13 protein-coding genes are annotated in these 12,356 nt (G+C 71.2%); 5 read left to right on the plus strand and 8 right to left on the minus strand.

Annotated features, from left to right (window positions below):
- The first annotated feature begins 102 nt into the window (after nucleotides 1–102).
- Genes ME121_RS25725 through ME121_RS25735 form a run of 3 tightly spaced genes read left to right on the plus strand, consistent with a single transcriptional unit; the run spans nucleotide 103 to nucleotide 2,149 of the window.
- Nucleotides 103–420, plus strand: coding sequence for an FmdB family zinc ribbon protein (locus ME121_RS25725; protein WP_012322393.1), 318 nt, complete (start codon nucleotides 103–105; stop codon nucleotides 418–420).
- A 46-nt stretch (nucleotides 421–466) separates the two neighbouring features.
- Entirely contained in the window at nucleotides 467–1,522 is a 1,056-nt protein-coding gene (locus ME121_RS25730; RefSeq protein WP_012322392.1) for an aliphatic amidase, read from the plus strand.
- Nucleotides 1,523–1,579: 57 nt separating this feature from the next.
- Nucleotides 1,580–2,149, plus strand: a complete 570-nt coding sequence (locus tag ME121_RS25735) for a ClpP family protease (protein WP_024828051.1) — start codon at nucleotides 1,580–1,582, stop codon at nucleotides 2,147–2,149.
- Nucleotides 2,150–2,251: 102 nt separating this feature from the next.
- On the opposite strand, the gene ME121_RS25740 is transcribed toward ME121_RS25735, so the two are convergent.
- The 3 genes from ME121_RS25740 to ME121_RS25750 form a co-directional block, all read right to left on the minus strand.
- Complete coding sequence (locus tag ME121_RS25740) at nucleotides 2,252–3,100, minus strand: oxidoreductase (protein WP_059409860.1); 849 nt, start codon at nucleotides 3,098–3,100, stop codon at nucleotides 2,252–2,254.
- A 27-nt stretch (nucleotides 3,101–3,127) separates the two neighbouring features.
- Nucleotides 3,128–5,089 carry a hypothetical protein gene (locus ME121_RS25745; protein WP_059409861.1) on the minus strand — a complete coding sequence of 654 codons (1,962 nt, stop codon included), beginning with the start codon at nucleotides 5,087–5,089 and terminating at the stop codon, nucleotides 3,128–3,130.
- 134 nt (nucleotides 5,090–5,223) lie between these two features.
- Entirely contained in the window at nucleotides 5,224–5,976 is a 753-nt protein-coding gene (locus ME121_RS25750; RefSeq protein WP_053621902.1) for an SDR family NAD(P)-dependent oxidoreductase, read from the minus strand.
- Between the two features lie 111 nt (nucleotides 5,977–6,087).
- On the opposite strand from ME121_RS25750, the gene ME121_RS25755 reads away from it, so the two are divergent.
- Nucleotides 6,088–6,981 carry a LysR substrate-binding domain-containing protein gene (locus tag ME121_RS25755; protein ID WP_012322387.1) on the plus strand — a complete coding sequence of 298 codons (894 nt, stop codon included), beginning with the start codon at nucleotides 6,088–6,090 and terminating at the stop codon, nucleotides 6,979–6,981.
- Nucleotides 6,982–6,991: 10 nt separating this feature from the next.
- Here the strand turns inward: ME121_RS25755 and ME121_RS25760 are convergent, their stop codons facing one another.
- Both ME121_RS25760 and ME121_RS25765 read right to left on the minus strand, forming a co-directional pair.
- On the minus strand, nucleotides 6,992–7,933 hold the full coding sequence (locus ME121_RS25760) for a 2-hydroxyacid dehydrogenase (protein ID WP_024828056.1): 942 nt from the start codon (nucleotides 7,931–7,933) through the stop codon (nucleotides 6,992–6,994).
- Between the two features lie 104 nt (nucleotides 7,934–8,037).
- Complete coding sequence (locus tag ME121_RS25765) at nucleotides 8,038–8,265, minus strand: hypothetical protein (protein WP_012322385.1); 228 nt, start codon at nucleotides 8,263–8,265, stop codon at nucleotides 8,038–8,040.
- Nucleotides 8,266–8,484: 219 nt separating this feature from the next.
- Between ME121_RS25765 and ME121_RS25770 the strand changes: the two genes are divergently transcribed.
- Nucleotides 8,485–9,957, plus strand: a complete 1,473-nt coding sequence (locus tag ME121_RS25770; protein ID WP_024828057.1) for an MFS transporter — start codon at nucleotides 8,485–8,487, stop codon at nucleotides 9,955–9,957.
- 85 nt (nucleotides 9,958–10,042) lie between these two features.
- On the opposite strand, the gene ME121_RS25775 is transcribed toward ME121_RS25770, so the two are convergent.
- The 3 genes from ME121_RS25775 to otsB all read right to left on the minus strand — a co-directional run bounded on the left by ME121_RS25775 (nucleotide 10,043) and on the right by otsB (nucleotide 12,340).
- Nucleotides 10,043–11,044 (minus strand): glucokinase, encoded by a 1,002-nt coding sequence (locus ME121_RS25775; protein ID WP_043075067.1) that lies wholly within the window; start codon nucleotides 11,042–11,044, stop codon nucleotides 10,043–10,045.
- 119 nt (nucleotides 11,045–11,163) lie between these two features.
- Nucleotides 11,164–11,568, minus strand: coding sequence for a DUF4260 domain-containing protein (locus ME121_RS25780; RefSeq protein ID WP_029358053.1), 405 nt, complete (start codon nucleotides 11,566–11,568; stop codon nucleotides 11,164–11,166).
- Between the two features lie 28 nt (nucleotides 11,569–11,596).
- A complete protein-coding gene (gene otsB / locus ME121_RS25785; RefSeq protein ID WP_012322381.1) occupies nucleotides 11,597–12,340 on the minus strand; it encodes a trehalose-phosphatase in 744 nt (247 codons plus the stop codon).
- Nucleotides 12,341–12,356: the final 16 nt, after the last annotated feature.

Consider the following 12,356-nt stretch of genomic DNA (forward strand, 5'->3'; position numbering starts at 1 on the left):
GAGATGCGACCTCTCCGGACAGGTCTCGCCCCTCACCCTGTCCCTCTCCCGAACGGGAGAGGGGACCCGCGCTTAACCCGGCAGCCCTTCTGGAAGCACCCCATGCCCGTCTACGATTACGCCTGCGAGGCCTGCGGCCCCTTCACGGTGATGCGGCCGATGGCGGAGTTCCGCGAGCCGCATGCCTGCCCGGATTGCGGCGGCACGAGCCAGCGCGCCTTCCTCACCGCGCCGCGCATCGCCGGCATGGATGCGGGCCTCAGGACCGCCCACGCCACCAACGAGCGCAGCCGCCACGCGCCCAAGCGCTCGGGCAGTCACGGAGCCGGCTGCGGCTGCTGCTCACCCAAGAAAGCGACCGCCGCCCCGGCCGCCGCCAAGAGCTTCCCGAAGGCGCGGCCCTGGATGATCAGCCACTGAGCCGCGCGCATCCGAGGGACGAACACGGTCAGGAGGACTTCACGCCATGATGCACGGAGACATCTCGTCCAGCCAGGACAGCGTCGGCGTCGCCGTCGTGAACTACAAGATGCCGCGCCTCCACACCCGCGCGGAGGTGCTGGAGAACGCCAAGGCGATCGGGAAGATGATCGTCGGGATGAAGACCGGCCTGCCCGGCCTCGACCTCGTGATCTTCCCGGAATACTCGACCCACGGCATCATGTACGACGCCGCCGAGATGTACGAGACCGCCTCGACGGTCCCGGGCGCGGAGACCGAGATCTTCGCCGCCGCCTGCCGGGAGGCCAAGGTCTGGGGCGTGTTCTCGCTCACCGGCGAGCGCCACGAGGAGCACCCGCACAAGGCGCCCTACAACACCCTGATCCTGATGAACGATCAGGGCGAGATCGTTCAGAAGTACCGCAAGATCATGCCCTGGACGCCGATCGAGGGCTGGTATCCGGGCGACCGCACCTACGTGTCGGACGGGCCGAAGGGGCTGAAGATCAGCCTGATCATCTGCGACGACGGCAATTATCCCGAGATCTGGCGCGACTGCGCCATGCGGGGCGCCGAGCTGATCATCCGCTGCCAGGGCTACATGTACCCGGCCAAGGAGCAGCAGGTCGTCATCTCGAAGGCGATGGCCTTCGCCAACAACACCTACGTGGCGGTGGCCAACGCGGCGGGCTTCGACGGCGTCTACACGTATTTCGGCCACTCGGCGATCATCGGCTTCGACGGCCGCACGCTCGGCGAATGCGGCGAGGAGGAGATGGGCATCCAGTACGCCGCCCTCTCCAAGTTCCTGATCCGGGATTTCCGCGCTCACGGCCAGTCGGAGAACCACCTCTTCAAGCTGCTGCACCGCGGCTACACGGGCATGATCAATTCCAAGGAGAACCGGCACGGGATGTCGGAATGCCCCTACGACTTCTACCGACGCTGGATCGAGGATCCCGACGGAACCCGCGACGCCGTCCGGGCCATTACCCGTCAGAGCGTCGGCACGGAGGAATGCCCGATCGAGGGCATCCCCTTCGTGGGCAAGGGTCAGGGTGCGCCCGACCCGGCGCGCTGATCGCCGGCTGGGCGCCGCGGGGGGCGGCCCTGGGCCGGACCTTGGACCAGGAGAACCATGGACACGACTCCCCTCGGCCCCACCGCCTTCCGGGCCCCCGCGGTGCTGCTCTCCGGCCCGGTCGATTACGACATGTACAAGGACTTCCGGCGCCAGCTCGGTGCGGCGGGGGACCGTGAGATCGTCGTGGTCGAGCTCACGACGCTCGGGGGCGATCCGGAGGTCGCCCGGATGATGGGGGAGGACATCCGCTTCAACACCGCGATGGACCCGAACCGGCGGTTCGTCTTCCTCGGCAAGGCGGCGATCTACTCGGCCGGCACGACCTTCATGAGCTTCTTCGCCCGGCCGAACCGCTACCTGACCTGCGGCACGCGGCTGATGATCCACGAGCGCAAGATGAACAAGCAGCTCCACGTCGAGGGGCCGCTCACCACCTGCATCGCCGCCGTGAAGGCGACGCTCAACGAGATCCTGTGCTCGATCGAGATCCAGAACGAGGGGTTTGCCAACCTCGTTGCGGGCTCGGACGTCACCCTCGACGAGGTGCTCGAGAAGGCGCCGGCCAACTGGTACCTCGAGGCCGAGGAGGCCAAGCGGCGCGGCCTGATCGAGGCGGTCATCTGAGCCGCGTCTTTGTGGATGCCGTGAAGCAACCCAGGGCAGCGCGACACCGGCGCGCGCGGCGCTGCTCGACGGCTTCGCTCCGCTCGCGAAGATGGCCGGGTTTCACGGCTGCGGGTAATCGGCCCCGAGGCTGGTCTCGCGCCATGCCTCGATCTCGGCGAGACGCTGCTTCAGCCGGCTCGTGACTGCGTCGTACCCCCAGGCGCCGAGGACGAGGTGGCGCGGCGGGTTCTCCATCTCGGTCACCCGGATCATCGCCTCGCCGGCCCGAACCGGATCGCCCGCCTGGGTGCCGCTCTTTTCCGAGGTCGCCGTGAGGCGCGCGCCGGCGGTCTCGGCGTAGTCGGGAATCGCGTTCGGCGTCTGGACGAGGGAGCGCCCGGCCCAGTCGGTGCGGAACGGCCCCGGCTCGATACAGGTCACACGGATTCCGAGGGGGCCGGCTTCGGCGGCGAGGGAATCCGAGAACCCTTCGACCGCGTGCTTGGTGGCCGCGTAGTAGCCCGAGGCCGGGAAGCCGACGAAGCCCGCCACCGAGGTGATGTTGAGGATGTGGCCGGAACGCTGCGACCGCATGACCGGCAGCACCGCCCGGGTCAGCGCGAACAGGCCGAAGACGTTGGCATCGAACTGGGCGCGGACCTTGTCCTCCTCGCCCTCCTCGATGGAGGACTGGTAGCCGTAGCCGGCATTGTTCACGAGCACGTCGATCCGCCCGAACGTGTCCGTCGCGGCGCGCACGGATTCGCGGATCTGACCGGCCTCGGTCACGTCCAGGGACAGGGCGAGCACCCGGTCCTCGGCGCCCCGCGCGAGGTCGGCGACCTTGGCCCGGTCGCGGGCCGTCACCACCGCCCGCCAGCCGCGCCCGATGATGAGCCGGGCGAGCTCCAGGCCGAAGCCCGTGGAGCAGCCGGTGATGAACCAGACCGGATCGCTGTTCTGCGTCATGGCATGTCCTGAACTCGGGTGGCGGGGTCAGGGCGTCGCGGCCGGCTCCGTCAGGCGATCGACCGAGAGCAGGTAGGCGATCAGCGCCGTCTGCTCCTCCGCCGTCACGCCGGAGCCGGCATCCGCCCAGAAGGCGTGCCCCTTGCCGGTAACGCGGGCGATCCGCGCCGTATCCGAGGCGGCGTTCGCGGCGATCACCTTGGCCCGCAGATCCCGGTCGACCAGGGCGCGCAGGCTGTTGGCGGGATCCGGGGCGACGCCCCTGTACAGCGTGCCCGGGACGCCGAGCTGGCTCTCGGCGTCGGGGCCGACCGCGACGCCGGAATCGTGCAGGTACGGCGCCGTCCAGGCGAGGCCCACGAGGTTCGGCACCTTGTAGCCGCCCTCAGTGCCCCCCTGCCCCCAGGCGAGCTGCACCTGCGCGAGCGCCGCGCCCGCGAGCGGAACCGGGACGATGACGGGATCGGCCGGGGTCGGGAACGGCGTGTCGGTGGCGAACATCGCCGGCGCCGACAGGCGCGCCTCCATCTTGGCGCCCGCCCGGGCCCGGGTCGGCTCTGTGCCGATCTCGGCCTCCGGGACGACCCGGTGGTTGGTGAGCGCCGGGCCGGAATGGCAGGTGCCGCAGCCGGCCTTCTCGAACACCGCCCGGCCGGCCCGGACCCGGTCCGGATCCTGCCCGGCGGCCGGCGGGTGCAGCAGGTTCTGGAAGGCCGACATGGCGTTGTTGGCGTGGTTGACCGGCTCCCCGGGGACCGAGGTGAACAGCCCGTTGTCGGTGACGTAATTGGTCGCCGGATAGGTCGGCAGCACCGCGTAGCTGTTCAGGCCCGGCGAGGCCGGGGTCGGATCGACGCTGCGCAGCACCTCCGACGGGCTGCGGCCGCCGTTCGGCTTGTATCGGAACGCCTCGGTGGCCGCCCCGCGCAGCACGATGCCGAGATACGTCTCCGGATCCATGCCGAACAGCCAGGGCGCGGCGGCGGCGAGCTGGGTCGTGTCGGAATTGGCCGCGTGGACGTTGTTGTTGAGCGAGGACAGGCCCGCGAAGGGTCCGATCGCTTCGCGCCCGCTCCAGCTGTAGGGCTCGCCGTAGGCGGAGAAGCTCGACGGGATCGAGGTCGGATTGGTGACCCGGTCGGCGGACGAGTCGAAGCTGCCCGGCGGCCAGCTCGCCACCTGCACCTTGGTGGCCGCCTCCACGGCCGCGGCGTCCGGCAGCGCCGGCCCCGCGTCGGTCGAGCCGGTATGCTGCGGGTCGGCGGAAGGTCGGGCATCGGCCTCCGGCACGCTGGCGTGCATGAAGTAGGCCGAGGAGTTCCTCGCGAGCGCCATCAGCAGCCCGGCATTGAGGTCGGTGTTGGGCGCGCCCTCAACCACCTTGCCGGTGCCGGGATCGACTGCGGCGTGGCACAGGGCGCAGGTGATCCCCATGCGCAGGTGACCGCGGTCGGAGAAGGTCTTGATCCCGATGATGAAGGCGCCGCCCTTCGGCACGTCCAGCCCGGTCGGGACCAGCTCGCCCGTCCGGTAGACGCGGTCGCCGACGCGCACGTCCTTCGCCATGGCGACCTGGAGGTTGGTCGTGCCCTGACCTCCGAGCTTCGCCACCGCCAGCGCGACGGCGCCGGGCGTGAGGCCGCCGTCGAGCATGCCCATGACGTCGGTCAGGAAGACCTCGTTGCCGAACGTCTCCTGATAGAAGGCCTGGCGTCCACGCTCGACCATGGCGGGATCGATCGCGACCGCGCCGCTCCTCGGCGAGAGCGCCTTCCGTCCGTCCTCGGTGGCTTCGAGCCCGTCGGCCTCCGCGCGCGAGACGCGGCGGCCGAGAATGTCGAAAGCGGTCTGGATCGGGTATCGGTCCGGATTGAGCAGGTCCGCCCGGTCAGGCATCGGCGCGTAGCTGAAGCGGCCGAGGCTCAGCGTCGCGCCGGCCGCGACGGCCACGAGCCCGGCGGTGATGAGGATGCGGCGCGGCCAACCCATGAAACCCGATTGTCCTTCCCGGCGCCCGCCCGCGACGAAGCGGGACCGGAGGGCCGGGCCTTTAACCGCCGGCCATTGTTAGGGTTCACCCCGGCGGCCGGGACCGGGTGTCGCGTCCCGGCCGACCCGGATCCTCAGATCTGGACCTGCCCGCCATCGGCGAACAGCTCGACGCCGTTGATGAAGCTCGCCGCGTCCGAGGCGAGGAACAGGACCGCCTGCGCGATCTCCTCGGGCCGGCCGACGCGGCCGGCCGGGATCTGGCCGGCGAGGAAATCCTTGGTGGCCGCCGCCTGATCGCCGCCGCCGAAGAGCTCGTCGAGCCCGGCGGTCTCGGTCACGCCCGGGCTGATCGTGTTCACCCGGATACGCCGGTCCTTCAGGTCGAGGATCCAGTTCCGGGCGAAGTTTCGCACCGCCGCCTTGGTGGCCGAGTAGACGCTGAAGCCGGGCGTCCCGGAGCTGCCGGCGGTCGAGCCGGTGAGCACGATCGCGGCCCCGTCCCGCAGCAGCGGCAGCGCCTTCTGGACGGTGAAGAGCACGCCCTTCACGTTGGTGTCGAAGATGCTCTGGTAGTGCGCCTCGGTGATCGCGCCCAATGGCGCGAAGGTGCCGCCGCCGGCGTTGGCGAAGATCACGTCGATCTGCGCGTGCCTCTGCTGGACCGCATCGTACAGGCGGTCGATGTCGGCGAGGTTCGCCATGTCGCCGCGCACACCGGTGATCCGGCCGCCGATCTGCTTCACCGCTGCGTCGAGGGTCTCCTGGCGGCGCCCGGTGATGAACACCGAGGCCCCCTCGGCCACGAAGGCCTTGGCGGTGGCGAGGCCGATGCCGCTGGTGCCGCCGGTCACCACCACAACCTTGTCCTGAAACCTGCCAGCCATCGTCGTTCTCCGTGCTGCGGCCCCGTATGCGCCGCTGGCCGGAGAGATGCCGCCGGAACGATGATGCGGGTAGCCCGCGAATGTGGCACCCAGCGTTCCACTGGAGGAACGATGGTCCGCGCCGATCTGAACGACTACGTCTACTTCGCCGAGGTCGTCGCGCACGGCGGCTTCGCCGCGGCGGGCCGGGCGCTGCACCAGCCGAAATCGAAGCTGAGCCGCCGCGTCGCGGCCCTGGAGGCGCGCCTGGGCGCCCGCCTGATCGAGCGGTCGAGCCGGCGCTTCCGCGTGACCGAAGTCGGCCAGGGCTTCTACGAGCGCTGCCGGGCGATGATGCTGGAGGCGGAGCGGGCCGAGGCGCTGGTCGCGGAAGCGCAGACCGAGCCGCACGGGCGGATCCGCATGAGCTGCCCGTCGGGCCTCGCCGACATCGTCGCCGCGCGCGTCCGCGGCTTCCTCGTCCGCTACCCGAAGGTGAGGCTGCAGCTGGTCGTGACCGACCGGCCCGTCGACCTGATCGAGGAGCGGATCGACGTGGCGCTGCGTGTGCGGCGAGACCTGACGAGCGACGCGTCGCTGACCATGCGCACGCTCGGATCCTCGCGCTGGATCCTGGTCGCCGCGCCGCAGGTGGCGCGCGGCCTCGGTCCCGACATCGCCGCGCTCGGCGCTGTCCCGACGCTCGGCACCCGCGACGATCCGGGCGAGGCGGAGTGGCGGCTCGAGCACCGTGATGGCACGGTCGTCACCCTGCGCCACGAGCCGCGCCTGACCTGCGGCGACTTCGCCGCGCTCACCGACGCGGCGGCTGACGGTCTCGGGGTCGCGTTCCTGCCCGACCACGCCTGCACCGACGCCGTCGCGGCGGGTCGGCTCGTGCCCGTCTATCCGGACTGGCAGGGCCAGCCCGGGATCGTGCACATCGTCTTCACGACCCGGCGCGGGCTGCCGCCGGCCGTGCGCGTGCTGATCGACCACCTCGCGGCGACATTCCCGAAGCTGTGACGCGCGCGTCTCAGTACCCCCGCGCCGCGTCGACGCCGTCCGGCACCTGACCGGTCCGCCGATAGGCCCGCAGGTTGGCCGCCACCGTGGCGGCCGCCGAATCCATGTCGGTGGGCCCCGAGACGTGCGGCAGCACCGTCACGCGGGGATGGGACCACAGGGGCGACTCGGTCGGCAGCGGCTCGACCGCGAAGACGTCGAGGACCGCGTGGGCGAGATGGCCGGTGTCCAGAGCGGCGATCAGATCTTCGGTGACGACGATCGGACCGCGGGCGAAGTTGATCAGCGCGGCGCCGGGCTTCAGGGCAGCGAGGCGCTCGGCATTCACGAGGCCCCGCGTTTCCGATGTCAGCGGCACGAGGCAGACCAGAATATCGCACCGGCCGAGCATCGCCGGGAGGCTGTCGGCACCGTGAAACGTGTCGAGGTCCGGCACCGCCTTGGGGCTGCGGCTCCAGCCGACGACGCGGAAGCCCGCGCCGGTGAGACGCTCCGCCGCCGCGGTCCCGAGCGCCCCGAGGCCGAGCAGGCCGACCGTGGTGTCGGACGGCTTGCGATAGGCGCGCGGGCGCCAGACCCGGTCTCGCTGCTGGCTGGCGTAGGCCGGCATGTCGCGCTGGAGATAGTAGGTCCAGGCCAGCACGGCCTCCGCCATGGTGCGGGCCATCTCGCGGTCGACGAGGCGGACGATCGGCAGCGGCCGGTCGAAGGCGCCGACGAGCTTCTCGACCCCGGCCCAGAGGCTCTGCACCCAGACCAGCCCCGGCAGCGCCGCGACCTCGGCCGGATCGGGGTTGGCCACGACGGCGACTCGGGCCGCCGCCCGGGCCGCGTCGTCCATCGTCCGGAACGGGATCAGGCGCTCCTCGGGCATGGCCGCCGACAGGATGCGCAGATACTCCGCCTCCTGATCCGGCCCCTTGCACCCGACCAGGGCGATTGCCTCAGCCATCCGCGTCCTCCGCACCGTACCGTTCCACCCGTCCACGCGCGGGCGAAGCAGGCGCTGTGCCTGACAGGACCCGGATCGTCGAGACGGGCCGGGCGCCGGCGTTCTCAGCGCGCCTCGATCAACGCCGGGTAGACGAGACGGACGTTGCGACGGTCCTCAGGGATCGCGGTCTCGGCCCGCCGGCGGATGCTGCCGGTCGTCGTCGCGACTGCGGGCTCGGTCGGCCGGAGGCGCCAGCGCTCGGCCGCCTGCATCGCGACGCGGGGCTTGGGCCGCTCGAGGTGCCGGTCCGCTCCCTCTGTGGGCGCGGTGGCGAGTCCGCCGAGCGTCATGGCGGACAGCAGGACGTACCGGGGCCAGGATCGGCGGGAACGGGCAGCACAGGAGGACATGGGAGGAGCACCGCGTGAACCTCCCTGTTCTGCGCGGCGCGCGTGAAGACGAAATCGAACCGAATCGATTTCCAACCCGTTCCCAACACCTGCCTACAGTCGCGGTAAATGCCGGCTGTCTCAGCAGGGTAAACACTTGGACCGGGAGGATACGCGGACATGGCGAGCAAGGTCGAGGGGGGATCCGGGACGCCGGAACGCGCGGAGATCGGCCGCGTGATCGACACCGACATCTCCGCGCGCCTGGACCGGCTGCCCTGGGGCCGCTTCCACGTACTGGTGATCGTGGCGCTCGGCATCACCTGGGTGCTGGACGGCCTCGAAGTGACGCTCGCCGGCTCCCTGGTGGGCGCGCTGCGCCAGCCGCCCATGTCGTTCTCGGAGTTCGACGTCGGGCTCGCCGCCTCCTGCTACCTCGTGGGCGCCGTCACCGGCGCGATCGGCTTCGGCTGGCTCACCGACCGGATCGGCCGCAAGAAGCTGTTCTTCATCACGCTCGCCCTCTACCTCGTCGCCACGGCCGCCACCGGCCTGTCGTGGAACATCTGGAGCTTCTGCTTCTTCCGCTTCCTCACGGGCGCGGGGATCGGCGGCGAGTACACGGCGATCAACTCGACCATCCAGGAGCTGGTCCCGGCCCGGGTCCGCGGGTGGACCAACCTCGTCATCAACGGCTCGTTCTGGATCGGCGCGGCGCTCGGCTCGTTCATGTCGATCGTGCTCCTCAAGCCCGAGGTGATCGACCCGGCCTGGGGCTGGCGCGTCGCCTTCTTCACCGGCGGCGCCATCGGCCTCGTGATCCTCCTCCTGCGCACCTGGATCCCCGAGAGCCCGCGCTGGCTCGCGACCCACGGCTACGCGGCGGAAGCCGACCGGGTCGTCACCGGCATCGAGAAGCGCTTCACCGACGAGGGCGTCACCCTGCCGCCGGTGGACGAGAGCAAGCGCATGAAGGTCCGCACCCGCGACCACACACCGCTCTCCGAGGTGTTCAAGGCGCTGTTCGTGACGAGCCGCAAGGAGACCATGGTCGGTCTCGCACTGATGATCGCGCAGGCCTTCTTCTACAACGCCCTGTTCTTCACGTACGCGCTGGTGCTGGAGCGCTTTTACCAGGTCCCCGGCAACCATGTCGGCTGGTACCTGCTGCCCTTCGCGCTCGGCTCGTTCCTCGGCCCGCTGCTCCTCGGGCGGCTCTTCGACACGATCGGACGGCGCAAGATGATCGCCTTCACGTACGGCATCTCGGCGCTGCTGCTCGCCGGTGTCGGCCTGCTGTTCCGCCTCGACGTGCTCGGGCCGGTCGGCCAGACCGCGGCCTGGATGGTGGTGTTCTTCTTCGCCTCGGCGGCGGCGAGCTCGGCCTATCTCACGGTCTCGGAGACCTTCCCGCTGGAGATCCGGGCCCTGGCGATCGCGGCCTTCTACGCGGTCGGCACCGGTATCGGCGGCGTCTCGGGCCCGCTCCTGTTCGGCACGCTGGTCGAGACCGGCTCGCGCGACTGGGTGCTGTTCGGCTACGGCCTCGGCGCTGTGCTGATGCTCATCGCGGCGGTGGTCGGAGGCATCTGGGGAACGGCCGCGGAGGGCAAGTCCCTGGAGGAGGTGTCGAAGCCGCTGGCAGCGGCCTGAGGGCAGGCCCGCGGCGACAGCCGTCCGCGCGGGCGGAGCGAGGCCGCCGGGCCTCGCGCCGCACAGCGCTCGCCGTCGCGGTCCGTCACGTTTCCCTGCGCCACACCTGCCCGTGGTAGACGAACTTGGCGCCCTCGTTCGCCAGGGCCGCCAGGCCCCGGAAGGCCGGGTCGTGGACGGTGATCACGCTGGTCGGGATCCGGCGCATCATCTCGGCGAAGGGCGCCTTCTTCTCGAAGGCGGTGCGGAAACCGCTCTCCTCGAGCACCTTGAGGATCCGGGGCGCGATGCCCCCGCCGATATAGACGCCGCTCGTCGCCAGGAAGGTCAGCGCGAGGTCGCCGCAGACGCGTCCGAGCACCCGGCCGAACAGCTCGAGCGTCTCGGCGGCGTGCGGATCGGTGGCGCTGAGACCGGCCTCGGTGACCGCGGCCGGCTCGATCTTCTCGTGCGGCTGCCCGGTCCGGACATGGGCGACGGCCGCGTGGAGCCGCGACAGGCCCGGCCCCGACAGCACCGTCTCCACGGTGATCCGGTCCTCGACCCGCTCCAGCGCGTGCCAGACCTTCTCCTCGAAGGCGTCGGCCGGGCCGATATCGGTGTGGCCGACCTCGGTGGACACGATGGCGAGATGCGCCGCGTAGGGGACCAGCGCCGCCGCGCCGAAGCCGGTTCCGGGGCCCAGCACCACGCGGGCGCCGCCGGGCACGGGCGGACAGGGCCCGACCGGCGTGAGGTCGTCGGGCTCGATATCGGCGGCGCCGGCCGCCACCGGCACGTAGTCGTTCACGACCGTCGCGGATGAGAGCCCGAAATCCTCGGCGATGCGCTGGCCCGCGATCTTCCAGTGCGCGTTCGTCAGCTGGATCTCCGGCCCGTCGACCCGGCCGGCGATCGCCAGGATGGCCGCGCGCGGCGCCGGGCCGCCGCCCTTCGCCAGCGACGCCCTGATCGCACTCGAAGGATCGGGATGGTCTGCGGTGGCCTCGTGCGCGAGGAGGCGGGGCTGGTCGCCGGCCTTCTCGATCAGACCGAACCGCGCGTTCGTCCCGCCGATGTCGCCGACCAGAACCGGAAACTCGAACATCGCAACTAGCCCCTGCTCTCTGGCCCGCCGCGACGGGACTCGCGCCCGGCACGGCTCCGGCGATTGATCGGCCCCGCGACCCCGCGCGGGCAAGTCCCATTCGGCGGCGATTGCACCGCTCAGGACGGCGCGATCGTCTTGTCACGCGGCCGGCCGATGACGCCAAGATGCGTATCACCGAATCCGCTGCCGTATTTGAGACCGTAACCGACGGCGCGGTCGAGACCGATATGGGCGAACCAGATCAGGGCCAACCCTACGGCCTCGGGATGGCCGACGGCGATCGCCAGGGGCAGGCCGACGAGCGGCAGCGCGAGCGTGTGCGCCGCATTGTAGAGCGCGGCGCCGACCGCGGGACCGGCCGCGTAGCCCAGCATGCTCAGGTCGGGAACGAAGAGCAGCGCCGCGAAGAGCCACCACGACGGCCCGAGCCAGCCATAGGCGAGCAGGGCGGCGACCAGGATGCAGGCTCCCTCCAGCCGCAGCAGCAGGCGCGGCCAGCCCGTGACGGAACGCCCCGTCATCGCGATCTCCCCTGGACGGCGCGGCGCGTCAGGCCGGCGGCAGCGCGTCCGGGTCGATCGCACCGCCGGCGGCCCAGTTGCTCAGCAGGGCACGGACGGCGGCGGGGTCGGGCAGGCGTCGCCGGGCGACGGTCTCGCCGTCCCCGACGCGCACCGCGACGCCGCCGTCCTCGTTCACCGACGCGAAGGCGATCTCGTCGGTGCGGTCGTCGCCGAAGAAGACGGGAATCCGTCCCGCGTAGGGCGCCTGCGCCATGAAGGCCCGGATCGCGTGGGCTTTGGTGGCCTGCGCGGGGACGATCTCGCCGACCGCCTTGCCGAGCTGGAGGCGATAATCGGCGCCGAGGGCCTCCGCCGCGCCCTTCACCAGCGTCTCGGCCCGCAGCGCGTCGTCCGGGCTCGCGAGCCGCCAGTGGACCGCCACTGAGGCGCCCTTGTCCTCGATCAGGACCTGCGCCAGCGCGGCGGTCTCGGCCTGCAGGCGCGCGACCTGCCGGCGCAGGTCGGGGTGATCCTCCGCGCGGCCGCCGGTGAGCGCGCCGTCGACCCGGCGCTCCACGCCGTGAAGACCGGCCGCGTCGAGGCGCGCGGGCGTCAGGAAGCCGTCGATCACCGTGACTGGCCGGCCGGTGACGATGGCGAGGGCGCCGTCGAGGCGTGCCCGGAGACGCTCCAGATCCTCCACCAGACCCGGCTCGACCCGCACGGCATCCGGCCGCGGAGCGATCTCGGCGAGCGTGCCGTCGAAGTCGAGGAAGAGGGCGATGTCCATCGCGGGCGATCCCGGG

This window comes from Methylobacterium sp. ME121, from assembly GCF_000974725.1.
In the GTDB taxonomy this organism is placed as follows: Bacteria; Pseudomonadota; Alphaproteobacteria; order Rhizobiales; family Beijerinckiaceae; genus Methylobacterium; species Methylobacterium radiotolerans.